Origin of the sequence: Marinimicrobium sp. C2-29 (assembly GCF_038419845.1) — a bacterium.
GTDB lineage: Bacteria > Pseudomonadota > Gammaproteobacteria > Pseudomonadales > Cellvibrionaceae > Marinimicrobium.
Genome location: NZ_JBCAQT010000007.1, coordinates 158,591 through 184,773, shown reverse-complemented (window position 1 = coordinate 184,773; position 26,183 = coordinate 158,591). Strand labels below are relative to the sequence as shown.

At 60.3% G+C, this 26,183-nt stretch carries 25 protein-coding genes; 14 read left to right on the top strand and 11 right to left on the bottom strand.

Going from position 1 to position 26,183, the window contains the following annotated elements; genetic code table 11:
* Positions 1–273: 273 nt before the first annotated feature.
* Together AAE484_RS08995 and AAE484_RS08990 are read left to right on the top strand one after the other, a co-directional pair.
* Positions 274–696 carry an efflux RND transporter permease subunit gene (locus AAE484_RS08995; RefSeq protein WP_341938043.1) on the top strand — a complete coding sequence of 141 codons (423 nt, stop codon included), beginning with the start codon at positions 274–276 and terminating at the stop codon, positions 694–696.
* Positions 689–2,104 carry an efflux transporter outer membrane subunit gene (locus AAE484_RS08990; RefSeq protein ID WP_341938042.1) on the top strand — a complete coding sequence of 472 codons (1,416 nt, stop codon included), beginning with the start codon at positions 689–691 and terminating at the stop codon, positions 2,102–2,104. The genes AAE484_RS08995 and AAE484_RS08990 overlap by 8 nt, the downstream gene beginning before the upstream one ends.
* Positions 2,105–2,227: 123 nt before the next feature.
* Here AAE484_RS08990 and AAE484_RS08985 read toward each other — a convergent pair whose 3' ends face one another.
* From AAE484_RS08985 to AAE484_RS08975, 3 genes are read right to left on the bottom strand one after another with little or no spacing between them, the layout of a single operon-like run.
* A complete protein-coding gene (locus tag AAE484_RS08985; RefSeq protein ID WP_341938041.1) occupies positions 2,228–2,746 on the bottom strand; it encodes a YgjV family protein in 519 nt (172 codons plus the stop codon).
* Between the two features lie 6 nt (positions 2,747–2,752).
* The gene (gene fghA, locus AAE484_RS08980; RefSeq protein ID WP_341938040.1) at positions 2,753–3,592 is read right to left on the bottom strand and encodes an S-formylglutathione hydrolase; all 840 of its coding nucleotides are present in this window, start codon (positions 3,590–3,592) and stop codon (positions 2,753–2,755) included.
* A gap of 17 nt (positions 3,593–3,609) precedes the next feature.
* Complete coding sequence (locus AAE484_RS08975; protein WP_341938039.1) at positions 3,610–4,722, bottom strand: S-(hydroxymethyl)glutathione dehydrogenase/class III alcohol dehydrogenase; 1,113 nt, start codon at positions 4,720–4,722, stop codon at positions 3,610–3,612.
* 274 nt (positions 4,723–4,996) lie between these two features.
* Between AAE484_RS08975 and AAE484_RS08970 the strand changes: the two genes are divergently transcribed.
* Complete coding sequence (locus AAE484_RS08970) at positions 4,997–5,770, top strand: 4'-phosphopantetheinyl transferase family protein (protein ID WP_341938038.1); 774 nt, start codon at positions 4,997–4,999, stop codon at positions 5,768–5,770.
* Between the two features lie 137 nt (positions 5,771–5,907).
* Positions 5,908–7,464 (top strand): alpha-N-arabinofuranosidase, encoded by a 1,557-nt coding sequence (locus AAE484_RS08965; protein ID WP_341938037.1) that lies wholly within the window; start codon positions 5,908–5,910, stop codon positions 7,462–7,464.
* Positions 7,465–7,564: 100 nt separating this feature from the next.
* Here the strand turns inward: AAE484_RS08965 and AAE484_RS08960 are convergent, their stop codons facing one another.
* Positions 7,565–8,269 carry a DUF6445 family protein gene (locus AAE484_RS08960; protein WP_341938036.1) on the bottom strand — a complete coding sequence of 235 codons (705 nt, stop codon included), beginning with the start codon at positions 8,267–8,269 and terminating at the stop codon, positions 7,565–7,567.
* A gap of 105 nt (positions 8,270–8,374) precedes the next feature.
* Between AAE484_RS08960 and AAE484_RS08955 the strand changes: the two genes are divergently transcribed.
* A complete protein-coding gene (locus AAE484_RS08955) occupies positions 8,375–9,103 on the top strand; it encodes a DUF1499 domain-containing protein (protein ID WP_341938035.1) in 729 nt (242 codons plus the stop codon).
* 26 nt (positions 9,104–9,129) lie between these two features.
* Positions 9,130–10,083: a histone deacetylase family protein gene (locus AAE484_RS08950; RefSeq protein ID WP_341938034.1), complete on the top strand. Its 954-nt coding sequence runs from the start codon at positions 9,130–9,132 to the stop codon at positions 10,081–10,083.
* A gap of 15 nt (positions 10,084–10,098) precedes the next feature.
* Here AAE484_RS08950 and AAE484_RS08945 read toward each other — a convergent pair whose 3' ends face one another.
* Positions 10,099–12,576 carry a bifunctional acetate--CoA ligase family protein/GNAT family N-acetyltransferase gene (locus AAE484_RS08945; RefSeq protein ID WP_341938033.1) on the bottom strand — a complete coding sequence of 826 codons (2,478 nt, stop codon included), beginning with the start codon at positions 12,574–12,576 and terminating at the stop codon, positions 10,099–10,101.
* Positions 12,577–12,729: 153 nt separating this feature from the next.
* Here AAE484_RS08945 and AAE484_RS08940 point away from each other — a divergent pair, with 153 nt between their 5' ends.
* The 3 genes from AAE484_RS08940 to AAE484_RS08930 all read left to right on the top strand — a co-directional run bounded on the left by AAE484_RS08940 (position 12,730) and on the right by AAE484_RS08930 (position 16,899).
* A complete protein-coding gene (locus AAE484_RS08940) occupies positions 12,730–13,209 on the top strand; it encodes a DUF6231 family protein (protein ID WP_341938032.1) in 480 nt (159 codons plus the stop codon).
* Between the two features lie 175 nt (positions 13,210–13,384).
* Positions 13,385–15,076 (top strand): DUF5666 domain-containing protein, encoded by a 1,692-nt coding sequence (locus tag AAE484_RS08935; RefSeq protein ID WP_341938031.1) that lies wholly within the window; start codon positions 13,385–13,387, stop codon positions 15,074–15,076.
* A gap of 128 nt (positions 15,077–15,204) precedes the next feature.
* A complete protein-coding gene (locus tag AAE484_RS08930; protein ID WP_341938030.1) occupies positions 15,205–16,899 on the top strand; it encodes a S8 family serine peptidase in 1,695 nt (564 codons plus the stop codon).
* Between the two features lie 18 nt (positions 16,900–16,917).
* Here AAE484_RS08930 and AAE484_RS08925 read toward each other — a convergent pair whose 3' ends face one another.
* From AAE484_RS08925 to AAE484_RS08905, 5 genes are all read right to left on the bottom strand, one after another.
* Positions 16,918–17,883: a hypothetical protein gene (locus AAE484_RS08925; protein ID WP_341938029.1), complete on the bottom strand. Its 966-nt coding sequence runs from the start codon at positions 17,881–17,883 to the stop codon at positions 16,918–16,920.
* An 11-nt stretch (positions 17,884–17,894) separates the two neighbouring features.
* Entirely contained in the window at positions 17,895–18,602 is a 708-nt protein-coding gene (locus tag AAE484_RS08920; RefSeq protein WP_341938028.1) for an anti-sigma factor family protein, read from the bottom strand.
* Between the two features lie 11 nt (positions 18,603–18,613).
* Entirely contained in the window at positions 18,614–19,120 is a 507-nt protein-coding gene (locus AAE484_RS08915) for an RNA polymerase sigma factor (protein ID WP_341938027.1), read from the bottom strand.
* Between the two features lie 140 nt (positions 19,121–19,260).
* Positions 19,261–21,000, bottom strand: coding sequence for a DUF2207 domain-containing protein (locus AAE484_RS08910; protein WP_341938025.1), 1,740 nt, complete (start codon positions 20,998–21,000; stop codon positions 19,261–19,263).
* On the bottom strand, positions 20,997–21,560 hold the full coding sequence (locus tag AAE484_RS08905) for a LemA family protein (RefSeq protein WP_341938024.1): 564 nt from the start codon (positions 21,558–21,560) through the stop codon (positions 20,997–20,999). Before AAE484_RS08905 ends, AAE484_RS08910 begins: the two co-directional genes overlap by 4 nt.
* Before the next feature lie 199 nt (positions 21,561–21,759).
* Between AAE484_RS08905 and AAE484_RS08900 the strand changes: the two genes are divergently transcribed.
* The 3 genes from AAE484_RS08900 to AAE484_RS08890 all read left to right on the top strand — a co-directional run bounded on the left by AAE484_RS08900 (position 21,760) and on the right by AAE484_RS08890 (position 24,530).
* A complete protein-coding gene (locus AAE484_RS08900) occupies positions 21,760–22,986 on the top strand; it encodes a hypothetical protein (protein WP_341938023.1) in 1,227 nt (408 codons plus the stop codon).
* 41 nt (positions 22,987–23,027) lie between these two features.
* The gene (locus tag AAE484_RS08895) at positions 23,028–23,795 is read left to right on the top strand and encodes a glutaredoxin (RefSeq protein ID WP_341938022.1); all 768 of its coding nucleotides are present in this window, start codon (positions 23,028–23,030) and stop codon (positions 23,793–23,795) included.
* Between the two features lie 294 nt (positions 23,796–24,089).
* Complete coding sequence (locus AAE484_RS08890; RefSeq protein ID WP_341938021.1) at positions 24,090–24,530, top strand: hypothetical protein; 441 nt, start codon at positions 24,090–24,092, stop codon at positions 24,528–24,530.
* A gap of 66 nt (positions 24,531–24,596) precedes the next feature.
* Here AAE484_RS08890 and AAE484_RS08885 read toward each other — a convergent pair whose 3' ends face one another.
* A complete protein-coding gene (locus tag AAE484_RS08885) occupies positions 24,597–25,160 on the bottom strand; it encodes a hypothetical protein (protein ID WP_341938020.1) in 564 nt (187 codons plus the stop codon).
* Between the two features lie 626 nt (positions 25,161–25,786).
* Between AAE484_RS08885 and AAE484_RS08880 the strand changes: the two genes are divergently transcribed.
* Both AAE484_RS08880 and AAE484_RS17475 read left to right on the top strand, forming a co-directional pair.
* Positions 25,787–25,912 (top strand): hypothetical protein, encoded by a 126-nt coding sequence (locus AAE484_RS08880; protein WP_341938019.1) that lies wholly within the window; start codon positions 25,787–25,789, stop codon positions 25,910–25,912.
* Entirely contained in the window at positions 25,902–26,141 is a 240-nt protein-coding gene (locus AAE484_RS17475) for a cation transporter (protein WP_445928842.1), read from the top strand. The genes AAE484_RS08880 and AAE484_RS17475 overlap by 11 nt, the downstream gene beginning before the upstream one ends.
* Positions 26,142–26,183 lie beyond the last annotated feature (42 nt).

Genomic DNA, 26,183 nt, shown 5'->3' with positions numbered 1-26,183 from the left:
AATTTTGTATGGAATCGTAATAATTTGTACTGATGATATGGAGGCTCCCAGTGGCAGCGGAATGCAGTGATCAACTAATTCTTCTTGGATTTTCAGCTTTTGCCGGTGGCAGCTCTGCGTTGAACTGGTGGGCTACGTCGAAAAAGCGTCAACCGCCTCTCCAATTCACGGAAAGGGTGGCTTTTGAGTCTCGGGAAGTGGCCAAAATGAGTGTACTAATACACCATAGTTTGGCCAGAATGGCCAACTTATACCGTCAAGAACACCTTCGGGGTGCTGGGCGCCGCCCTGGCGTCGACCCTGCGCGGCTACCCCAACGACATCTACTTCCAGGTGGGGCTGCTGGTGCTCATCGGCCTGGCGGCCAAGAACGCCATTCTGATTGTCGAGTTCGCGGCGCAGAACCGGCGCGAGGGCATGAGTTCCACCGAGGCGGCCGTGACCGCGGCGCGCCAGCGCTTCCGCGCGATCATCATGACCGCCGGTACTTTTGTGATCGGCTCCCTGCCGCTGATGTTTGCCTCGGGCGCGGGTGCGGCCAGCCGTCAGGAAATCGGGACGGTCGTGGTTGGCGGCATGGTGCTCGCCAGTACTCTGGCACTGCTGTTTGTCCCCCTGACCTACAAAGTGCTGGAAGATCTGGTGACCTGGAATGAAAACCGTAAAAACAATCAGGGAGGCGAGCAAAATGCGTAAGCTGACCACGCTGACCGCCGCCATCGCTCTACTCGGTGGTTGCGCCCTGGACCCGGACTACCAGGCCCAATCGCCAGACTTACCCGAGCAGTGGCCCGAGCACGAATTGCTCGGGCAGGACAGCGGCGAATGGCAGAACTGGTGGACCCGCTTTGACGACACCACCCTGAACGCCCTGGTCGAACGCGCCCTGGACGACAACCTGGAGCTGCAGGTGCAGCTTCAGCGGATCGAGCAGGCAAGGGCAGAGCTCGGCTTGAGCAAGGCCAATCGCTGGCCGTCCCTCAACGCCCAGGCCGATGCCACCCGGGAACAGAGCTCGGCGGCCGCCACGCCGCCCGAGCTGGGTGGCGGCCAGATCGGCAACCGGTTCTCCGTCAACGGTGTGCTCAGTTATGAGCTGGACCTCTGGGGCCGCCTCGCTCGGGAGCGCGAAGCAGCCGGGGCACTGCTGGCGCAATCAGTGTTCGGCACCGAAGCGGTGCGCCTGAATCTGGTGACCGATGTGGTCACCACCTACTTCAACCTGCGCGCCGCCGAGCAGCAACTGGCCATCACCCAGGACACCCTGGGCACCCGGGAAGAAACCCTGGAGCTGGAAGAAATCCGAGCCGAGAGCGGCGCCAGCAATCCGCTGAGCACCCGCCAGGCACGCGCCGAACTGGAGAGCACCCGCGCACGCCTGCCTCAGCAGGAGCAGCAGGTGCACGAACTGCGCAGCGCCCTGGCCCTGCTGGTGGGCTACACCCCCAGGGAGCTGTTGAGTGAACTGGACTTTGGCGACAGCAGGCTGACCGAGATTGAACTACCCGACAGTGTGCCCGCCGTGCTGCCCTCAGAACTGTTGCAACGTCGCCCGGATATCCGCGCCGCCGAGCAGGCCCTGATTGCCGCCAACGCCCGGGTGGGCGTCGCCCAGGCGCAGCGTTTCCCGAGCCTGAATCTGCAGGCGCTGGGCGGCAGTGTGGCGCTCGACAGTGACAACCTGTTCACGGCGCCGGCGGAAATGTGGAGTGTGGGTGCCAACCTCGCTGGCCCGTTGTTTGACTTTGGCCGCACGCGCTTACGGGTCGATAGCGCCGAGGCGCAACTGGCCCTGGCCGAAGCGGAATATCAATTGGCCATCACCAATGGCTTTCGCGATGCCCGGGATGCACTGGTGATCTATGACAGCGCGGATCGCCGGGTTGAGGCCGTGCGCCGCCAGACCGACGCCATCGAAGAAACTCTGGAGCTGGCCGAGCTGCAGTACGAGGCCGGGAGCATCGGTTTTTACGAGTTGCTGGATGCCCAGCGCGGTCTCCTCGATGCGGAGCTGGCGTTGAGTCAGGCGGTGAGTGATCGGCTGGCGGCGACGGCGACGCTGTTTAAAGCGATGGGCGGGGGTTGGAGTACGCCTGAAGATTAACGTTGGGTTACGGCGGATGCGCCTTAGGCTTATCCGCCCTACAGATAGCTCGAGGTTCATCGTAGGGCGGATCGGTCCGACGCCTCGGAGCCTAAGGCGCATCCGCCGCACCGCGAGGGTGCCCTAAGCCGCCTCGCGGCGTTTGGCCAACCACAATCGCACAATGGTGCTGGAGTTCACGCTGATCAGGGTGATCTCCAGCAGCGTGCCGCCGATGGACCCCACCACGATATTGTTCGCCAACCACAGACAGGCGCCCACCAGAAACGCCAGGCGCATACGAATCCCGGTGAGGCAAAAAAGCGCATAAGTGCCCACGCAGGAGCCGAACACCGGCAGCATATCGACCCAGACATCGGCCATCACCCAGCCCAACCCGAGACTGACCAGGATAAAAAACCAGGCCACCAGCTTTGAGCTGGTTTTCAGGGACAGACCGGTGCGTACCACCGCCAGCAGAGAACTGAGCACCGCCGTGGGTGCCGCCAACAACGCAAAATGGATACAGTTGTTGAGCTGTAGCAGGAACATGAAAATTTTCAGCTTGCGATCATCGCGCTGAAAAAAGCAGTAAACGCCCAGGGCGAAACTCATCAGCCCGAAAAACTGGCCCAGCCAATAAATAAACTCTGACAATGGCACCGCTCGTCAGGCCAGCTGCTGCGCGTGAAAGCGTAGATGCTCTTCAATAAAACTGGCGATGAAAAAGTAGCTGTGGTCGTACCCGGGATGCAGTCGCAGCGTGAGCGGTGCTTCACTCTGATCGGCCGCCGCCTGCAGCGCCTGCGGCTTGAGCTGGTCGGCCAGAAAGTTATCGGCATCGCCCTGGTCGACCAGGATCAGTTTGCCACTGCCGCGCGCGGCCAGCAGCTCGCTGGCATCGTACTCGCGCCAGGCCGCCCGATCCTCACCCAGATAAGCGCCAAAGGCTTTCTGCCCCCAGGGACAGTTGACCGGGTTGCAGACGGGACTGAAAGCCGAAATCGAGCGGTACCGCTCCGGGTTGCGCAGGCCGATCACCAGGGCGCCATGCCCGCCCATGGAATGACCGCTGATCGCGCGTTGGTCGGTGACCGGAAATTCCCGCTCGATCAGTTGCGGCAACTCCTTCACCACATAGTCGTACATCTGATAGTGCGACTGCCAGGGTGACTCGGTGGCGTTGACGTAAAAACCGGCGCCGAGCCCAAGGTCATAGGCCCCCTCCGGATCATCCGGCACACCCTCGCCGCGCGGGCTGGTATCCGGGGCGACAATCGCCACTCCCAGTTCGGCCGCCACGCGATGGGCGCCCGCCTTCTGCATGAAGTTTTCATCGGTGCAGGTCAGCCCCGAAAGCCAGTAGAGCACTGGCACGGGCTGGGTTTGTGCCTGCGGCGGCAGATAGACGGCAAAGCGCATATCACATTGCAGCACGTCGGAACGGTGCCGGAACTGTTGGTGCCAACCCTCAAAGCTTTTGGCACTGCTGATTTTTTCAATACTCATAAGGTCCCCGGCGCATTTTAAAAGTGAATGACGCTGCGAATACTCTCGCCCTTGTGCATCAATTCAAACGCTTCATTGATGTCTTCGAGCGGCATGGTGTGAGTAATAAAATCGTCCAGCTTGAACTCGCCGCGCATATACTGATCGACAATGCCCGGTAATTCGCTACGACCTTTTACGCCGCCGAAGGCCGAGCCGCGCCAGACGCGCCCGGTCACCAGCTGGAACGGCCGGGTGCTGATTTCCTGGCCGGCGCCGGCCACACCGATGATGACCGACTCACCCCAACCCTTGTGACAGCACTCAAGGGCCGAGCGCATGACGTTGACGTTGCCAATACACTCAAAAGAGTAATCCACACCGCCGTCGGTCAGATCGACAATCACTTCCTGGATCGGCTTGTCGTAATCTTTCGGGTTGATACAGTCGGTGGCGCCAAGTTGCTTGGCCAGATCAAACTTGCGTTCATTGATATCGATCGCGATGATGCGCCCGGCCTTCGCCATGGCGGAGCCGATGATAGCGGACAGACCAATGCCGCCCAGACCAAAAATGGCCACCGTGGATCCGGGCTCTACCTTGGCGGTATTGAGAACCGCGCCCATGCCGGTGGTGACACCGCAACCGAGCAGGCAGACCTTTTCCAGCGGGGCCTCCTTGTTGACCCTGGCCAGGGAAATTTCCGGCAACACGGTGTACTCGGAAAAGGTGGAGCAGCCCATGTAGTGATGAATGGGCTCACCGTCTTTGTAAAAACGCGAGGTGCCATCGGGCATCACGCCCTTGCCCTGGGTCGCCCGGATCTTGCCGCAGAGGTTGGTCTTGCCCGACTTGCAGAATTTGCACTCGCCACACTCGGGCGTATAGAGCGGAATCACATGGTCACCGACAGCCACACTGGTGACCCCCTCGCCCACCTGCTCGACAATGCCGCCCCCTTCGTGACCCAGAATTGCCGGCCAGTTACCCTCCGGGTCCTCCCCCGAGAGCGTAAAGGCATCGGTGTGGCAGACACCGGAGGCGACCACCCGCACCAGCACTTCACCCGCTTTCGGGGGCATGACGTCGACTTCCTCAATCGTCAGGGGTTTTCCGGGGCCCCAGGCCACCGCCGCACGTGATTTGATCATGTTCAGACTCCAAAGCTGCGCCGCAAACCGGCCCAATGGGTGTCAGCGGCAACTAGAAACCGCCACTGACGACAGGAAGGGGTGCCTTGACGACACCAGAATGGCTCCATTGTAGGGACTTCCCGGCCTCCCGCGCCACCCCGGCCCCGCGCGGCTCCGGCAAAAGTGACAAGTTTCGTAAAGATCGCCCTCCAGGCGATAAGACATTGATCTCGGCCAGCGACCCCCGTTAATCTAGCAGACATACTCAGCCATTGACTCCGGGAAGGTACCCATGATTCTTCTGCCGCAGCGCATTGCCCATGTTTTTCTGCTGGACTTTCGCACCATTGATGATTCAAAACTGGAAGCCTACGAAAAACCGCTGAGCGAGGAGGAATTGAAGCGGCTCGACGAATTTTCCGACCCGGCCCTGCGCCGCAAACAATTGATTACCCGAATGGCGGTGCGCAGCTGTCTGTCCCAATACTCCGACAGCATCTCACCCGAGGACTGGACCTTTGCCCACAACGCCAACGGCAAGCCCCAGGTCGCCGACGATGCCCCCATGGACCTGTCATTCAACCTGAGTCACAGCGGTGAATGGCTGGCGGTTGCGATCACCGTGGAGGCCGAGATTGGTGTCGACCTGCAGGAGCGGGACCACCACCGCTCAGTCACGGCCCTGGCCGAGCGATTCTTCCACCCCGATGAGGCCCGGGAACTGGCCGAGATGGCGGAAAAGCGCCAGCCCGAGCAGTTTTTCCGGCTCTGGACCCTGAAGGAGGCCTACCTGAAAGCCGTCGGCAAGGGGATCGCCAACGGCCTGGACAAAGCCCGATTCCACCTCGACAACAATGGCCTGATCAACACCGAGTTCGACCCGGCGCTGAAGGACGATGCCCATCAATGGCAATTCCATCACTACGAGCTGGATGACGACTACTGCCTCTCGCTGGCCATGAAACAGCCCCGGGCCCAGGATGCCTCGCCCCACTTCTACAAGATCATCCCCGGTGAAATGCTGGAACCGCTGAATCTGCTGGCGCACGAAATCCAGATTGAATGAGGGGCCGCTCCCTCCAGTTGCCAATGGCTCGCCAATTGCCCACCACCCGCTTTTTGTACTATGATATTTTGCATCCTAAAATATCGTCGATATCCCCATTCCTGTCACATTGAACAACCCTAATAAGAGATCGGCTTATGAAAACGCTACGTTCTTTCACCCTTGCCAGTTCCCTGGCCCTGAGCCTCGCCGCCTGCACGACGACCTCGCCCCAGAACGACAGTACCCACACTATGACTGTGGACACTGACGACAGTGCCGGTGAGATCAATCCGCATATTTACGGGCACTTTGCCGAACACCTGGGCCGCGGCATTTACGACGGCCTCTGGAAAAAAGACGCCGATGGCGACTACATCATCCGCGATGATGTGGTGGATGCCCTCAAAGACCTGGGCGTTCCCAACCTGCGCTGGCCCGGCGGCTGTTTTGCCGACTACTATTTCTGGCAGCACGGCATCGGCCCGAAGGATGAGCGTCCTTCCGTGGTCAACAACCTCTGGGGCGGCGTGACCGAAGACAATTCGGTCGGCACCCATGAATTCATGGAGCTGGTCGCCGAGCTGGAAACCGACCCCATTGTGGTGGGTAACGTCGGTAGCGGCACCGTGGAAGACATGGCCAACTGGTGGCAGTACGTAAACCACCCGGGCGACAGCCCCATGTCCAAGCTGCGCGCTGAAAATGGCCGCGCCGAGCCCTGGAACGTCGAATACTGGGGCGTGGGCAACGAGAGCTGGGGCTGCGGCGGTAACATGCGCCCCGAGTACTACGCCGACCTCTATCGCCGGTTCGCCACCTTCCTGCACCCCTATGAAGATGTGAAGCCCTTCCGCATCGCCGCCGGAGCCGCCGGTGCCGACTACAACTGGACCGACGTGGTCATGGAGCGTGCCGGCGACATGATCGACGGGCTCGACCTGCACCACTACACCATCCAGGGCTCCTGGGAGACCCACAAGGGCCAGGCCGTCGATTTTGACGAGAGCGACTGGTTCGAGCTGATGGACCGGGCGATCGAGATGGACGAGATCATCACCGGCCACAAGGAGATGATGGACAAGCACGATCCCGAGAAGCGCGTCTGGCTGATCGTGGGCGAGTGGGGCACCTGGCACGAGCAGGAAGAAGGTTCCATTCCGGGCTTCCTGTATCAGCAGAACACCCTGCGCGATGCGCTGACCGCCTCGGTCACCCTGGACATCTTCCACCAGCACCTGGACCGGGTGAAAATGGCCAACATCGCCCAGACCGTGAACGTGCTACAGGCCATGATCCTGACCGATGGCGAGCAGATGCTGCTGACACCGACCTACCACGTGTTTGACCTGTACAAGGTTCACCGTGGCGCCACGGCCCTGCCGATCGACCTCGACCAGGGGCAGTATCGCTACGAGGGCGACAGCCTGCCCGCGCTCAGCGCCACCGCCTCGCGCGATGATGAAGGCCGCACGCACATCAGCCTGACCAACATCGACCCCAATGTGGCTCGCACTGTCGAGATCGACCTGGAGGAGATGAATGTCAGCGACGTGAAATCAGGCCGCATTCTGACCGCCGACGCGATGAACGCCCACAACACCTTCGACAATCCTGAGAATCTGGTACCGCAGAGCTTCAACGGCGCCCGTGTCGAAGACGGCACGCTGATTGTCGAGCTGCCGGCCAAGTCGCTGGTGACGTTGGAGTTGTAACCTGGATGGTGGGCAGAGCCCACCCTACTTCCCGTAGGGTGGGCTCTGCCCACCAAATAACGCGTGCTGGTATAATCCCAAACGGTGGGCCGAGCCCACCCTACTCGTTCAACAAAAACGTATTGATCGACAAGCGCCCGGTCCTCGGATTGGTGTCAAACGGAAAACCCTCCGCAATATTTCCCGAGTGCAGACTGGTGCAGCGATACAACAGCAACCGGTTGAACGCCGCCTCATAGGAGGCAATCCGCTCAAATAACTCCGTATCCCCGTTGATATAGCCCTTGGGGGGCATGGTCCCGGCTTCCAGCGCGCCGATAAACCGGTCTCGCCGCGCCTCATCCACGTATTCGTAGCCGGTCTCCCGATGGCGGTAAAACGACGTGCCGCCCTGCTCGGGGCCACACAGAAAGTGGATCATGGCCAGCTCGGTGGGATGATTGGAGTCAAAATGGGGAATGCACTGGACCGGGTGCAGCGCCTCCGGCGGCGTGGTGACCAGCGAGTAGGAGGACTCGGCACTGGCAATCTGGTGGTTGCCGATCCCGAACACCTCTTCGACTATCTCCGGCAACAATTCGTACAGCGCCCGAAAATACGATCCTGGAGCAGGCGTGCGCAGGCCGGGATAAAAGCCGGTATTGTCGCTGAAACGACCACGCGCGACGGCATCCTCCATCAGTTGCTCCGCGTCTGAGAGAAACGAATCGATACAGACCACCGGCTGGCGCTCAGCGCCCACATAATCCACCTGCACGCGAAACCCGGGATGGCGGGTCAGTCTCTGTTGTTCGATATCAGCCATGGACGTCAGACCTTTTGTGATCGAGAATAGCGGCTACACGTATAGAAACATGGCCCCGCAACCAAAGGCCTCCAGTCTACCAATTTTGATAATATGGCGCTGATTATGAAAAAACTGTTCGCAACGCTCGCTCTGCTCAGTGGCTTTGTCGCCCTGCTGATAGTCGCCATGGCCGGCCCGGCTTACCGAATGCAGTGGCTCGATCTGGGCCAGGCCTTCACCCTCCTGCGCTACGGTGCCATCCTGGGTCTGATCGCCCCGCCGCTGGCGATCATCTACGGCATATGGCGCAAGCCCGAAGGCAAGCTGGTCTCTGTTCTGGCGTTCTCGGCCGTGCTGGGACTGTTCAGCTTCTACCTGCCCTTCAGCCAGTGGCAGACAGCCCAGTCGGTCCCGCCGATTCACGACATCAGCACCGACCTGGATAACCCGCCCGAGTTTGTCGACGTCCTGCCGCTGCGCACCGACGCACCCAACCCGCCGGAGTACGCGGGCGAAGAAACCGCCAAGCAACAGCGCGAGGCCTACCCGGACCTCACCCCGCTGCTGTTGAACTACTCCATGGATGAAGTTTTCGAAGCGGTACAGACCACCGTCGAACAGCGCGGTTGGGAGCTGGTGGCAGCCGAGCGCGAGGGCGACACCGCGCGGGTGGAGGCCACCGACACCACCCTCTGGTTCGGTTTCAAAGACGATGTGGTCATCCGCCTGCAGCCCCACGAGAAAGGCGTGCGCGTGGACATGCGCAGCAAATCCCGCCTGGGCAAGAGCGACGTGGGCGCCAACGCCCAGCGCATCAAGCGCTTTATGGAAAAGTTGCAGGAACAGCTTTAATCACCACGGCGCTCAGGGGCACCCCCATGCTGGCCACGATCATTTCTCACCCCAGTTGTCTCGGACACCGGATGCCCGACGGGCACCCCGAATGCCCGGAGCGGCTGGAGGCCATCGACAACCGACTGCTCGCCAGCGGGCTCGACGGCCTGCTGATGCACAAGGAGGCTCCGGCGGTCACACGGACGCAGCTGCTTCGGGTGCATGATGAGGCTTACCTGGAATCGCTGGAGGCGGCCGCCCCCGCCGAAGGGGAGGGTGTTGTCGCCTTTGATACCGACGTCTACCTCTCCCCCGGCACTCTGGAGGCCGCCCGGCACGCCGCCGGCGCTGCTGCCTATGGAGTGGACCTGGTCATGGCCGGTGAGACCGACGCGGTCTTCTGCAACGTGCGCCCGCCGGGCCATCATGCCGAGCCCGACCGGGCCATGGGCTTTTGTCTGTACAACAATGTCGCCATTGCCGCCACCCACGCCTTGTCGCACCACGGGCTACAGCGGGTGGCCATCGCCGATTTTGATGTACACCACGGCAATGGCACCCAGGCCATGTTTCTCCGCGAGCCCCGGGTGCTGTTCTGCTCCAGCTTTCAGCACCCCTTCTACCCGGGCACCCCGATCAACGTCAGCGCCGATCACATCGTCAATGTGCCGCTACCGGCCACCTGCAAAAGCGAAGACTTTCAGGCGGCCATCACCGAGCAATGGCTGCCGGCCCTTGAGGCCTTCAAGCCCCAGCTGTTGCTGATCTCCGCCGGTTTCGATGCGCACGAGGAGGATGACATGTCATCCATCCGTCTGACCGACCGGGACTATCAATGGGTAAGTGAGCAGTTACGGACCCTGGTGGACAACAGCCGCCAGGACCCGGATCCCGACAATCACTGCCGGGGCATCGTCTCCACGCTGGAGGGCGGTTATGACCTCTCAGCCCTGGGGCGCAGCGCCGTGGCCCATATCAAGGCACTCGCCAAACTGTAGTCCACTGCCCCCACTCTACAGCGCCAGGCGCATATCGAGCACCTCTTCCTCGGCATCAAAGCGCACGCTAAAGCCCAGGCTGCGGGCCAGGTTGGCCATTCCCCGGTTCTGGGGCAGGGTCCAGCCCACCAGATGGCGGGTACCGTTGGCGCGACAGTAGTCGATCATCTTGGCCATCAGGATGCGGCCCAGCCCCTGCCCTTTGAGGTCGCTGCGAATGGCAATGCCGAATTCCGCCTCGTGATTGTCCGGGTCCATCTGGGCCTGGACCATCCCCAGCGTCACCTCTTCCCCGCGCTCATTGCGTTCAGTGGCGATAAAGGCCATATCCCGGTCGTAGTCAATCTGGGTGACCCGGGCCATCTGCTCATGGGAGAGCTCCGAGACCTCGCCAAAATACCGGTTGTAACGATCCTCGCGGCTGAGCGCCCGGTCGAATGCCTGTTGGCGGGTTTCATCCTCCGGCCGGATCGGACGCAACAGCACCGAGCGACCGTCCTTGAGGCTCAGCCGCTGCTCCAGCTCTTTGGGATAGGGCCGTATGGCCAGGCGTCGGCCCGGCTGGACCGGGCCCAGAGTGATGGAGACCGCAAGCGCGGTGTAGATGCCCTGGCGGTGCGCTACGGGATTCATGTCCAGTTCCGCCAGCTCGGGGTTGTCCACCACCAGCTGACTCACCTGGCTGAGCAGCAGACACAGGGCGTGGCGCTCCAGAGGCTGATGACGCTCGCGGATTTTGCCCTCGGCCAGAGCCTGGATCACCAGGTAGCGGGCCAGGGCCATATTCAGTGGCGGCAGGGCCACCACGGCGTTGCGCTGCCAATCGGCCACCGACCCCGCTTCGCCCAGCACCATCACCGGGCCAAAGACCGGGTCGGTGCGCACCTGGATCCGCAGCGACAGCGACTCCCGATCCTCCGTCCACTCGGGGCCCGTGTCCCCAGACTCATCATTCTGGGGCCGGGAGTGGATGCCGTAGGCGTTCACCAGCTCGGCCGAGTGCGCCGGGCTGAGGGTATCAATACTCTCCTCCCGCGCCCGACGGATCAGCGCCCGGGCCGCCTCCGGGTGGTGGGGGATCATTTCACTTTCAGAGTCGGGCATTTCCGACAACAGCTTCTGGTTGCGCCGGTACTGCACCCGGTGCATGAAGGCGGCCGCCGCGCCCTCGGGCGTGCGGAAAGAGGCGATGCCCGCCTCGGCAAACCGCTGCCGGGCCGAATAGGCCGCCTCCTCCCCCATCCAGTTCACCAGCAGGTTGGGTTTGCGCCCGGACAGACTCCGATAGGCCTCGATCACCGCCTCGGCGTACACCTCGCCCGGATGCAGTGCCGAGGGCGCGTGCATCACCAGAATGTTGTCGGCCTCACGGCTGGGTAGCAGAAGATCCAGCGCCTGGCGATAGAGCGCCGGCGAGGCATCGCCAAGCAGGTTGACCGGGTTGCTGGCGCGCCCGCCGCTGGGCACCAGCGGTTGCAGCGCTGCCCGGGTGTCATCACTGACGCTGGCCAGATGACCGCCGCGTTGGATCAGGGCATCGGCGGCCATCGCGGCCGGACCATTACCGTTGGTCAGAATCAGCAGCTGTTCGCCGCGCAGCTCCTGACCGTAAGCCAGGGTTTCCACGGCGGCAAACAGATCGCGCAGATCCTGCACCCGCAACATCCCCGCCCGCCGGAAGGCGGCGTCATACACCTGATCCGAGCCGCGCTGCCCGGCGGGCAGCCGACTGATGGCCGAGCCCACCTCCGCCGAGGCTCCCGCCTTGATCACCAGTATCGGTTTGCTGGACGAAGCCGCGCGGGCCGCCGACATGAAGGCACGCCCGTCCCGAATCGAATCAATATAGAGCAGGATCGCCCGGGTTTTGGGGTCCCGCCCCAGGTAATCGATCAGCTCATGGAAATCGATGTCCCCGCCATCACCCAGGGCAATAAAGTGGGAGAAACCGATGCGCCGACGTTTGGCCCAATCCAGGATGGTGACGCAGACCGCCGAGGACTGGGAGATGAAGGCCACCTTGCCCGGCAGGGCGTGCGTGTGGGCGTAGCTGGCGTTCAGGCCGATACCCGGGACAAACAGCCCCAGGCAGTTGGGCCCCAGAATGCGCACACCCCAGTGCCGGGCAATGGCCAGCATCTGTTCCTGTAGGTTGGTGCCCTGGGCCGTCTGCAGCTCCTCCAGCCCGGCGGCAATCACGATCACGCTGCGGGTGCCCTTCTTGCCCAGCTGCTGAATCAGGGCCGGCACCCGCACCGCCCGGGTGCAGATGATGGCCAGATCCGGCACCTCCGGCAGCGCCGCAATCGAGCGGTAGGCGAGCACCCCGTTGACCGCCTGGTACTTGGGCGTGACCGGCATGATCGGCCCGGCAAAATCGCCCTGTAGCAGATTGCGCATCACCGCATTGCCCGGTCGATTGGGCCGATTGGAGGCACCAATCACCGCCACCGAGCGCGGGTTCAACAACTGGTCGATCTGCTTCAAGCTCATAGACGCCCCGTGGCCAGAGTGGAACTGCGATCATAGCGGACTTTCACCCCGACCGAGAACCTTGCCAGCCGCAATCGCCCGGTGTGATACTGATCGCTCACCCAGGGTGATACTGAGCATGACACCAGAGTCGCAACCGACACGGGCACTTCCATGAATGAACCCTACCAGGCCCTCGCCAGCCTCATCGAAAGCACCGCCCCCAAAGCGGTGGTCGCCTTCGGCGAACCCGGACAAGTTCTGGCCCAACAATGGTGCCAGGAGCATAGCGACTGCACGCTCACCCGCTTGAATGCGGAGGACACGGAAAAAGGCCTGAGTCTGCCCCGGACCCAGGACCTGGCGCTGGTCACCGATTGTCTGGAGCACCTCGGTCACCCTCAGGGCCAGACCCTGCTGGGACAGCTGCGCAATTACGGCACCCAGCAGATTGCGGTACTGGTGGCCGACACCGGAGACTGGACCCTGACCGACTTCATCGGCCTGGGCTTCAAGCGCCAGGCGCGGTTTGAGCAGGACGATCGCAGGCTGGCGCTCTATACCTACAACATCGCTACCTACAACCACAAGCGCGACTGGAACAATCCGCGCTTCTGGGCCAACCCTGAGATGTGGGACAAGGCCCGGTGGTAAACAGCCCCGTAGTGAAAAGCCGGACCCTCCTGGATGTGACCCACTGCACACTTTCTTAAATAATTCTTCATGGTGGGAATAAAAACGGGCCCTACCCGTTGTCTCTTATGAAATACAGGCAAAAGGCGACACTCCGTCGCCTTTGCACAGCGATCAATCAAGCAGAGGTCTTACCATGAAACACCTTAAAAAAAGCGCCTTGGCCACCTCCATCGCTCTGGTTCTGAGCGGCTGCGGCGGCAGCGATTCGGCCCCGAATACCAATAATCCGGACAGCGATGGCTCCAGCACCAAAGTCAGCTCCTCCGGTGTGATCACCGGCTTTGGCAGCATCTTCGTCAATGGGGTTCGCTACAATACCGCCACCGCCGAAGTCGAGTTTGACGGTGAAGGCCTCAAGTCCGAAGACGACCTTCGCCTGGGCATGCGGGTCGCCATTGAAGCGTCTCAGGACGGTGACGAGCGCCGGGCCACCCGCGTGGTGTTCGACAAAGACCTGAAGGGACCGGTGAGCGCTGTCTCGGCCGATGCCGAAAACCCCGCGCTGGGCACCCTGGTGGTTCTGGGCCAGACTGTGACTGTCGACGCCAACACCATCCTGGGCGATGGCATCACCGATGCCAATATGGACGGAAGCATTGACCTGAATGACCTGAGCAGCGCCGAAGGGCGTGTTGTGGTCGAGGTCAGCGGCTTTCTCAGCGACTCCGGCTTTATCGCCACTCGTCTGGATCGGCTCAACAGCGATGACGACGATGATGATGACAACGAAGTGGAAATCAAAGGGGTCATTTCCGGTCTGGATACCGCCAACGGCACCTTCATGATCCGCGACCTGCTGGTTCAGTATGACCTGACGGCGCTGGACGATGACATCGAAGACGGTGAGCTCAGCGACGGCTGGTTCGTGGATGTTGAAGGTGAACTGCAGGCCGATGGCAGCCTGCTGGCCACTGAAATCGAGCGTGAAGACGACCGTCTGGACGACGACGACCGGGAAGGCGAGTTTGAAATTGAGGGCATCATTCAGGCCGTCGACACCGACAGCAGCCCCAACACCGTCACCATCAATGGCATTGTGGTCCCCGTGACTGACGCCAGTCTGCTGGTCAGCCTGGTGGGCACCAAGGTCGAAATCGAAGGCTCCTTCAATGCCGAGGGCGGCCTGGAAATTGACTCCGACGATGGCATCGAGTGGGAGCAGACCAGCAATGTGGAAATCTCCGACCAGGTGGAAACCGTGGGAACCGACAGTTTCACCACACGCCTGGGCGTCACCATCACCCCCACGGGCATGAGCCGGGTGGAAGACGATGACGAAGACGGTGACCGCCTCAAACCGGAAGACTTCATGGCCCGCCTGCAGGCCGGTGATGCCATTGAAGCCCGGGGTTATCTCGCCGAAGACGGCACTCTGACCTGGCGCCGGATCGAGCGCGAGAGCGATGAAGACGAGCAGGCATGCTCCCTGCGCGGCCCGGTGGACGCCGGCAGTGTTGATGTCTCCAACGGCACCTTTACCATCCTCGGGGTGGCCATCGAAACCGCCAGCATTGTGGAAGACGAAAACTTCGGAGACGACGGCCTCGGACGGGTCAATTTCTTCAGCACCCTCAGTACGGAAACCAATGCGATCGTTGAAGCCGAAAGCGGCGAAGACAGTAACTCCGGCTGTTCCAACGGCTCTCTGGTGGCCGACGAAGTCGAGTTCAGCTGGGATGACGATGTCGCCACCAGTTACGACCGGGACGAGGATGACGACTCGGATGAAGACGACTCCGACGAAGGTGAAGAAGACGATGGCGATCAAGCGTCCGATGATCAGGAAGATGACGATCAGGACGACGATGAGAGCACCGCTGCCTAAACCATGAGGACGCGCCGGGCCGCAGGGAGCGGGCCCGGTTTCTCAACCGATTGCCAAACCTGTGATCCCTGCTCTACCCTGTCTTTGCGCGCTGTCAGTCCTCGCCCCTTTGACCTGAGCCAACGACCATGCCCCTGAATGACTTACCTCTCGTCCCCCGCTTGCTACTCGGTAGCGCCCTGGGCATTTTACTGAGCGCCGCTTCCGCCGGGGCCGAATCGCCGTTCTCCTCTTTTGGTCATTCGCAGCCGCCGACCCTCTATCTGGCGCAGCTCGATGACGATGACGACTTGGATGGCCTGGACGATCTGGATGACGATTTCGAAGATGACTTTGATGACGACGAGGACCTGGACGACCTTGAGGACCTCGATGATGATATTGAGGACGAAGTAGAAGACGAGCTTGAAGACCTGGCGGAAGATACCGCCGAGGATGAGCTGGAAGACCGGCTGGATGATGATGCGGAAGATCATGCCGAGGACCTCGCTGAACAAGCCGCCGAAGACCGCTTGGACGACGAAGACGACTGGGAGGATGACCTTGAAGACATGGATGACCTTGAAGACAGGGACGATCTTGAGGATGTGGATGACGACCTGGATGAACTCGATGATGAACTGGACCGGGACGACCTGGATGATCGCTTCGATCAGGACGAACAACTGGCCGACGCTCTGGAGGAGCGGCTACTGGACATGCTGGAAGATGACCTGGACAACCTGGTCGAGCTGAATACCGGGGAACTCATTGTCAACCGGCAAATGCTGGTGGTCACCGACGACGCCCTGCTGGACCGACTGGACGGCCACCCGGACATCGAGTTGCAGAGCCGCCGCTCACTCTCCGCGCTGGGTGTCAGCCTGGGAAGCTTCGATGTGCAGGGCGATGTGCCACTGGAAGCGCTGCGCACCGAACTGCGCAACACCTACCCCGGCCTGTCGGTGGATTTTAACCACGGTTATGAACACAAGCAGGACTCTAAAGCAAGCAAGGAGGAAGCAAGGAGGAAGCCCGCTACCCTGTCCGCCCTCTACCGCCCGGCGCCTTCGGGTCGTGCACGCGTCGCCATCGGGATGCTGGATGGACCGGTGAACGCCGAGCACCCGGTTTTCACCGGCGCCCGCCTGGAACAAAGGGCGTTTGTCTCACACCCCTCGGCACAGGATCGGGCGCATGGGACGGCAGTTGCCTCCCTGCTCGTGGGCCGCACACCACAATGGCAAGGCCTGGTACCCGAGGCCGAACTCTACGCCGCCTCGGTGTTTTCCGAGCAGGCACAATACGGCTCCATTGCCACGACCCAGAGCCTGATTACCGCCCTGGACTGGCTGGTCTCCCAGCCGGTGGACATCATCAACATCAGCCTGGCGGGCCCGGCCAACCAGACGCTGGAAACCGTCTTGCAGCGTGTCCGGGAGCTGGGCATTCTGCCCGTCGCAGCGGCGGGCAACGCCGGCCCTCTGGCGGACCCGCAATACCCGGCGGCCTATGCCACCGTGGTGGCGGTAACGGCCATCGACCGGCAAGGGGGGCTCTACTCCCAGGCCGTGCGGGGAGATCACCTGGATTTCGCGGCCTATGGGGTCAATCTGTCCGCCGCCTCGGGAGAGGACGGGTTTGAGAGGGTTACCGGCACCTCCTTTGCCACACCCGTGGTATCGGCGCTTCTGGCCCGCTATTTGGCCGACACCGGCTCGCTGGACGAGGCGCTGCAGGCACTGACAGAAGATACATTGGATCTGGGTGAGCCGGGCAAAGACCCGGAATTCGGGCATGGCCTACCGGGGAAAAGTCAGCTTCGGAGCCCTACTGAGCCCTGAGTTGGCAGCAGCGCCGGCTTAAAGAAGCTCCAGGGTAAAACGCGCTTCCAGTCGGTTGTCAGTGTAATCCACACTGGCCAGATTCGACGCGTAATCCCGGTGCTCGTAGCGCAGCTCCAGCTCCAGGCGTTTGCCGATCGGAACTTCCAGGCGCCCCCGCCAGCGCTGGCGTTCATCCAGACGCGACCCGCTCGCGGGGGTCGAGGCATCACTGAGATACTGGCGCTCCTCGTAGCGCCAGTCCAGTTTCAGCGTGGCCCAGCTCGACAGGCGCCGGTTGTACAGCAACCCGAACCGATGGGCGTCGTAGTCAAAGCGGAACTGTTCGGCACGCTTGGCATTGAACCGGTAGTTGGCACTGAGATAGTGCGCGGTGCCGTCCAGAAAATAATAGCCAGCCAGCTGGGCCCGGGTGTCGTCACTGCTGCGCTCCGGGGCGCGCAGCAGGTCGGTCTGCCGGAACGCCAGTTCGCCGCGCAGGTAGAACGACCGACTGGCAAGTCCGGACAGCTGCAGCCCGAGCTTCCGGTTCTCCAGAAGGCGCACTCCACCCAGATGTGCCACGCTCCCATCCAGGCGCGTGGTCCAGCGCACCGGCCCTACCTTGTGACTGACATCGCCATAGCCGTAATGCAGGTCCAGGTCATAGCCCGGGTACTCTTCAAAGCGCCGCTGTTCCAGAAAATAACCCGCGCCGACGCGACCATCCTTACCATACGAATGGGCCACATCGAGATCCACTGACCCGACCCGCGCCACGTCCGATTGCCGCGACACCGAGTCGAGTTCTTCCACCACCAGGTTGTCTTCGTAGCGCGCGCCGGCGGACACTGACAGATCGACAGCGTCGCCCACGCCCCTCCAGAAGGCGCTGTCATCCTTGCCCTCCTCAGCCTGAGCCACCGGCACAACGATACACAGCGCGGACAACAGACTGAGCGGCGCCAAAACGCCGCCCAGCTTGACTCCCGGAATTGTCACCACTCAATTCATCCTCATTCGTCCAGACGGCGCAACCGGGATGCCTCCTCCTGCGCCGTCAAGGGTTCGCCCGCCTGCAATTTCTCCAGTGCCGCTACCACAGCCCCTTCAGGTCCGGAGGCCGGCTGGAAGCCTGCGGCCGGAGCCCGGGTTTCGGACACCAGGGTCGCCCATTCGCTGGTGTCGGTCCGACACGCCAGGCCGGACAGCGTATCATCGCCCGCGCGCCCGGCGTACTCCCGGCACAATCGGCCGTCGGCGGTCTCGTAACTGGCCAGAGGCATTACCTGCCAGCCTCGCTCCGGGTCCGCTCTGCGCTCCCCGCTGGGGGTCTGCTCCAGCGTCTGGTAGACAAAGGCGCGCATGGCATCGGTACCCGGTTCGGGCGTTCCCGCCCAGAACATCACCACGCCCAGCGCGAGCACCAGCGAGGCGGCCATTGCCCAATGAGAGGGACCAATACGCCGCTTCTGAGGAAAGCGGAGCAGGCGCCCCCGTTCCGGAGCCTGCTCCGTCGCCGCGCGGATCAGTCGCTCTGGCACTGGCTCATCCAGGACACTATCCAGGCCGGTTCTAAACTTTTTGTCCGAAGCGCGCAACCGCGCCAGCACCAGGCGTGCCTCGGCATTGTCCGCCACCAGTGCTTCAGCCCGGGCCGTGTCTTCAGGTCCGGTTTCCCCATCAGCATAGGCCATGATCAGTTCAAACTCGGCATCATTCATTGCGCTGTCTCTCAATTGGTTAGTCCTTCCATTGCCGGCAGGCACTCCATCAGTCGCAACCGGGCCCGTGCCAACCGGCTCATCACGGTGCCGACAGGAATCTCCAGCTGCTCGGCCACCTCCCGATAGGAGTGACCTTCAACCACCACCAGCAGCATCACTATCCGTTGCTCTTCCGGCAACCCTTCCACAACCTTCATCGTGTGCCGAAGCAGATCTTCGTTCTCCGCACGATCGGCACTGTGGGTATCCTCCCAGTCGAGCATTACGTCCTCCGTCTGGCTTACCGGGGTATGCTTCTCCCGACGCAGGTAATCAATTCTCTGGGTCTGAATGATCCGGTACATCCACGAATCCAACCGTGTCCCGGGCTGCCATTGATGCTGTTTGGCCAGGGCTTTCTCGCAGGCGGCCTGAACCAGGTCATCCGCCTCCTCCCGGCTGGCCGTCAAACCGAGTGCGAATCGCCTCAGACGCGGCAGCAGGGCCACCAGTTGTGAGCAAAAGTCCTGTGTCATTCAACCCTCATATTAAAGACAACGCAGCAGAACGGATTTTATTCCCTCTAGCCTAGAGTAAAAACCGGACCGCCCATAGCCTGACACAAAAAAAGCCACCTCGCGGTGGCTTTTCAAGCAAAAAGGCCGGTAAGGGGTATCTAGCGGCCTCCGCCGCCACCACCACCACCGCCCCCTCCGGAGGCACCTCCTCCACCACCACCGGAACTACTGCCGGGAGGGGAAGAAGAGGAGGCAATCTGCGAGCTCAGGGATTGACCCAGATCGTTGCTCAGACCCGCCAGGCCACCACGCCCCAGGTCCCCGTGGTACCAGTGCATGCGATTGGTGGCCTGGTTTGCCGCCTCGACACCTACCACCTGAGTGAACTTGTCGGTCCAGGCCGACTCCACATCCAGCGCCAGCGCGTAGGGCAGCAGACTCTCAAAACGCTCCGCATCCAGCGGTGGCTCATCGGGGTTGCGATGCTCCAGGCGGGCAATGTCGTCCTTGGAGGCCACTTCCATATATAACTTGAGCCCCTCAATATGATCCAGCAATCGACGCCCCTCCTGCGTGGGGCGGCGCATCAGTAGGGCAAAAACCACATTGAGCACCACCAGCGCCGACAGCAGTCCCCAGAAGGTCAGGGATGCCAGGTTCCCCGCGAGCCAGAATGCCAGTAATGCCACAACCAGGGAGACCAACCAGGCCTTCAGGGTGATTTTAAAATTATCCACAAAGTACCGGGGCTTGAACCGACGCTTAACGAGCTTTTTATGCTGACGCATGGCCTCGCCCAGAATCGAGTGGTTTTTCTGGTCCAGCTCGATTTCGTTTCCGGCCGCAAACAGATGAGAAAACAGCCCTCGCTCGCTGGGCGTCAGATCCTCATCGGAAACATCGCTGCATTTTTCCAGCCGCCAGTCATCGGACAGGAATTTCCGTTCCCGATGAATGGAGACCAACCCTTTGACCGACATATGCACGAGATCGGCGGCAAAACAGCGATCATCGTAGAACGCCTTCGACAGGTAACGCAGACCGCCCGGGGAGAAATCCTCCGGCGGATAGTAGCGCGCAAATATCGGCCCCGGCTGAGGGTCTCGCCCCTCCCGACGCCAGTGGTGCAGGTAATACCCGAATGCCGCCAGGATACCCAGCCACAGGATCAGCTGGGCTCGGTTGTCCTGCAGAAACCAGAGCAGCCCCTGCAGCCCCGATGGCTCCTCGACAATGCCCTTGGGGAAGCCCACCACCAGGGTCAGGCCCTCGCGCGGGCCCAGGGGCCCGGTGGTCGAAAACTCCACCACCCCCGGCTCCACCACTTCCGCCCGGGCATCCTGGGCGCGGCTGCCCTGAGGCCCAGTGTAGAAATCCAGTTGCAACTGGTCTTCGGTAACCGCCTGGGGCAACTGCACCCGCGCCGAGGCCGACTCAATATCGAAGGTCCAATCGGTGCCAGTGACATTCCAGTAAAGCTCGTCATGGTTTTCAAAGAAACCCAACTGGCGAGTGGTCCGGTAGCGAATCTCGTAGCGGGTGGTGAGGGGCGTTGGCAAAAAACGATCATTGCCGGTATTGATCCTGACACCATTCGAGAGATTTTCGGTAAACCAGGGTTCAGTTTGACCGTCACGTTTGACGCCAACCACTTCAAACCCGACCACTACCCGGTCGCCGCGCCGATCTTTGTAGCGGGTGGGAAAATCCCGATAGATACCGCGTCGGATACGCTTGCCCTCGGCGCGCACCTCAATGGTTTCGGTCACATCCAGAGTACCATCAGCCTCCACGATAATATCCGAATGAAAATCAATGATCCGCTCGCGCGCCGACGCCGGCAGAGCCATCGACATTAGCGTCAGACAAAAAAACAATTGAGAATAAAAGGTTTTCATCGGTTTCCCTCCGGGTTCACTGAAACATTCTCGCGCTGCTGGGCCTCGGCACTGAAAAATTCAGCGGTGGTAAAGCCAGCCAGACGGGCAATCAACAGATCGGGAAACTGCAGGACCCGATCGTTCAGGGCGCGCACCGCGCCATTGTAGAAGCGGCGCGCGTACTGCAGGAGGTTTTCGGTTTCCACCAGGTCCCGCTGCAGCTGACTGAAGTTGCTGTCCGCCTTCAGGTCAGGGTAATTTTCCTGCAGAAAAAAGATCTGTGCCAACGACTGGTCCAACTGGCCCTCCAAAGCGGCCAGGGTCCCGGGCCGGTCGCTTTCGACCGCCCGGGCACGCAGCGCGGTCACCGCTGTCAGAAGACTGCGCTCGTGATCGGTATAGGCCTGGACGGTGTTGACCAGCTGCGGAATCAGGTCATGACGCCGCACCAGCTGGACATCGATATCGCTCCAGGCGGTGCGCACCTGATTGCGCAGGCGAATCAGACGGTTAAAGCTCCAGACGGACCAGACAAGAACAACGGCCAGGACGAGACCCAGCCAGGTGATTCCAGACATATTATTATCCTATCAATCCCTTACTTAATGGCCCACCAATCGACCAGAAGGACCAGACATTACCATAATCGGCTTTTACGGCACAGAGCTAGCCCGTATAGTCATAGAGCCCTGGCTCAGTGAGCCACCCGTGAACCGGAAAAGAGGACTGAATTTGTCGCCTCCAGAAGACTCTCCAGAAACAACGAAAGCGGAGCAGTTGAACCATAGCTGTGCCTGCGTCACGCTCGATCGACCCGAGGTCTCCCGGAATATTGCCGACCAGCTGGGAGAGAGTGCCGAGGACATCCTTTCCAGCGACGCCTGGCACCAGCTCTTCTCCAACACCGCCGTTTTCGTTCCCGGTCAGGACCTGGCCCGGATGCAGGCCGTGGTCCGGGCGCTGGAAACCGCCGCCGCACACCCCGACTTCCAGAAACAGGTGCTATCCTGGGCACCGGAGACGGCGCAACTCGATCCTGGCCCCGCCGGTGCCTTTATGGGCTATGACTTCCACCTCGGCTCCGACGGCCCCCGCCTGATTGAAATCAATACCAATGCCGGAGGCGCGTTTCTCAATGCCATTCTGGGTCGCGCACAGCAGCGGTGTTGTAGTGGGGCGACCAATGAGTCCTGGACCGGAAACTTTGATCGTGCCGTGATCCGTCAGTTTGAGAGTGAATGGTTTGCCCAGCGCGGTAGTGGTCGTCCGGAGCGAATCGCGATCATCGATAACCAGCCAGAGTCCCAGTATCTCTATCCGGAGTTCAGGCTGGCTCAGCAATTGCTGCAGCGCGCCGGTATCGACAGCCTCATCCTCTCACCCGAAGAACTCACCTATGAAGCCGGAGCGCTCTATGGGAAAGGCCTACGGATCGACCTGGTTTACAACCGCCTCGTAGACTTTGGGCTCGAAGCCCCCGAACACGCCGCCTTGCGTTCGGCGTGGCTGGAGGGCGGCGCGGTCATTACCCCCAACCCTCACACCCACGCGCTGTTTGCTGACAAACGCAACCTGGCTCTACTGTCCGACCCCGCTTCTCTGGAAAGCTGGGGCCTGAGTGCCGACAACATCAGTACGCTACGCCGTGGCATACCGCGGACGGTAAGGGTTACAACCGACAATGCCACAACTCTTTGGCAAGAGCGGCGTCAGTGGTTCTTCAAGCCGGTGGCCGGTCATGGCAGCAAGGGCGTGTACCGTGGAAGCAAGCTGACCAAGAGTACTTTCGCCCGGATTCTGGAGAGCGACTATATCGCGCAAGCCCAGGTCCCGCCCTCCGAGCGCCTGGTGATGGTCAATGACCAACGGGAAATGCTCAAGGTCGACGTGCGGCTATACACCTATCGCGGCGACCTGCTACTCGCGGCAGCGCGGTTGTACCGGGGTCAAACGACGAATTTTCGTACCCCCGGCGGCGGTTTCGCGCCTATACTTCTGGGATAGGACTTTCGTGAACCTCTGACACTGACACCGGAGACGCAGAAATGACACAAGATGACGCCCCACAGCAAGCGAAGACCGCTGAGCTCTATCGGATGGCGACCGCTGAGCATGTCTGCCCGTTCGGACTCAAAAGCAAGGATCTACTGGAGCGAGAGGGCTTCGAGGTCAACGACCACTTGCTTGAAACGCGCGATCAGACGGATGCCTTCAAGCAGGAGCACCAGGTGGACACCACACCGCAAGCCTTTATAGACGGCAAGCGCATCGGCGGTTATGAGGAGTTGCGAGAGCACCTCGGGCTGAAGGTGGCTGAGAAGGATGAAGTCAGCTACAAGCCCATCATAGCTATTTTCTCCACCGCCTTCCTGATGGCCCTGGCCGTCGCCTGGGTTGCGCTGGACACTCTCTGGTCAATACGCACACTGGAGTGGTTTGTGGCGATTGCCATGTGCCTGCTGGGCCTGCAGAAGCTCAAGGACCTGGAAAGTTTCAGCACCATGTTTCTCAACTACGATCTGCTGGCCCAGCAACAGGTGCGCTATGGCTACGTCTACCCGTTCGCTGAAACCTTCGCCGGCATTCTGATGCTCGCTGGTGCGCTGATATGGCTGGCCGCCCCTCTGGCACTGTTTATCGGTACCGTCGGGGCGGTCTCGGTATTCAAAGCCGTGTATATCGATAAGCGCGAACTCAAATGTGCCTGCGCTGGCGGCGATTCAAATGTGCCGCTGGGTTTCGTGTCACTGACCGAAAACCTGATCATGATCCTGATGGGGCTGTGGATGCCCATCAGGATGTACTTGCTCTAAAGACGGCCACAACTATACCAAAAGCGCTTGCTTACGCATGCAGAGGCTCACCCGACCTGAGAACGGGTGACCTCCTGCCCTTCTACAGATCGTCCATTCGCTCTGTTTGCCAGACCAACCGTTCCATTGCCCCATTTCACCTCTCACATGCGAAGCCGATAGCCTAACGGACGTGGATTTGAGTTAAATCAACATCAATGTTGATTCAGGGGTATACCCTTGACTGCCTGGGCGCGCTCCGGGTCATAGCGGGATGCGCGTCAACTTTTTCGACTTACCCTTCAGGAGAGAACAATGAAGCACTTACACAAGATAATCGCGCTCACCACAATTCTGGCAACCCCGGCACTCGCTCAGGAGGGCCATCAGCACGGCGACACCACGGCGGGCGGCGGCATGGGGATGCACGGTCAACATATGGAATCAATGCAGGAACATATGCAGGAAATGCATGCCCTTATGGACAAGATAAAATCCGAGGAAGATCCTGAAAAGCGGCAGGAGTTGATGGAGGAGCACATGGAGGCCATGCAGAGTGGCATGCATAAAATGAAAAAAGGCATGGGAGCTTCACGCCACTCAGGCCAGAAGAACCGGGAACAGGCCTCCATGAACATGGAGGAGTGCATGAGCATGATGAGCGAGCGCCAAAGCATGATGGAGGGGATGATGAATCAGATGCAAGAGCACCAGTCGCAAGGCAAGAAGCTTCGCTCGCATGACCACAACGAATAGGCATCACTGAGTGCTTCCGCAGCCGGCGAAGGCGGAAGCACCTAACCGCCAGAAAACCAAGGATCGCTACTCGCTGAGTACCGATCTCACTTTCTCCTCCAGTGATCCCAGGCCGGCGGCGCGCCCAAACTCCAGCGACTGATCAAGATCCTTTTCTTGGATCTCATGTGCTCGAATCGCCAGCAGGGCTCCGACCCGATTTCCCGATGCACAATGCAGAAATACGTTTTCACCGTCCTGCAATAGTTGATCAAGTTCTCGAGCGTTCTCACGTGTGACACCCGCCGAACCGGCGACGGGCAAAGACACATACTCCAACCCGAGCTTTTCCGCCTCGGCTCTTTCGTCGAAGGCGCGCTCTTCGTCCGGACTGCGCGGGTCAATGATTTTGGTGATGCCCGCCTCTTTGAGTTGTGACAGCTCTTTCTTTGAGGGAGGGCCTCCTGTCACCAGATTGTCGGTGGGAGTATTGAAGCGGTTATCGATTTCTGATTTCACTAGGGTTCGACTCTGGCATGCTGAGAGCATCAGACCTAACGCCAATACCGTCAAAACAATTCGTACCGTCGCCATCTGGGCCACCTCAACAAAAGGGATTGGATGAACAAGATACCGCAGGTCAGGAATCATCTCAAGACCTACCTTCAGACTCACTGAGCCAAAAACACGGCATTACAGGAAAACAAAAAGCACAAACAACGAAATTGTTAAAACCAGGCTGATTTTCCAGTTCTTCGGAATCGAGCCTGTAGCGGAAAAATAAACTGAAGATTACACATTTGTAATCTTAGCGTCATGTGGCGGAAAAGCGATCTCCCTTAAAATCAATTCCTACCGTGATCTGCCCCACCAAGACATAACCCATAGTAAATTAAATGACAGTAAAACCTATGTTTCCAACATAGGATCTTGACCCAGATCAATACGGGCACTGACGCCCAGCGTTACCCTGTTTACATTGCTCACGAAAGGGATATGCCCTATGCGTGTTAACCAACTGGCCAATGAGAGTGAGTCCCCCTGCCCTCTCGCCAAGCAGCTTATACAGAAACGCCTGGAGGACACGAAAAGGGCTTCCAGGATAGTGTACGGCTACGGCAGCGTATGTACACCGCGATCAGGGCGCGGGATAAAAACCAGACCGGCCGCCAACAGGCGACATAATCTTTCATCTGATTGATGAGTACCGATCCTATCAACGGCGCGTTCCGATGTTCATACCCCACCTCAATAGACCACAACAGCAGGAGTTTTGAATGAACTTAGAATTCACAACTATTATTAGTGGCATTGTTCTGTTGGCAGTATTTGCGCTGGTGGGCTGGAACCTGCGGAGAAAGCGTTCACAACCTGATAAAACAAGAAGGAAAAATGGTCACTGATTCACAGCAAGCCAGAGCCGTGGCGAGGCTCACTGTGCCTGGCATGGGGTCAGACCATTGTGCAGGTATTGTGAAGATCTCACTGAAGCGCCTTGACAGCGTCGGTGAAATTACAGCCAATATCGCTACCCACCGCGTAAATGATCGGCGTGATCGCCATGACTGTGAGTTCATTATCAGTAATCGGCAACTCACTCTTACTCAAACGGGTGAAACTGAGTGTCGATAAATGATTCGATTTCAAATTGGTAAAGAAGCCGCAACGCCGGAA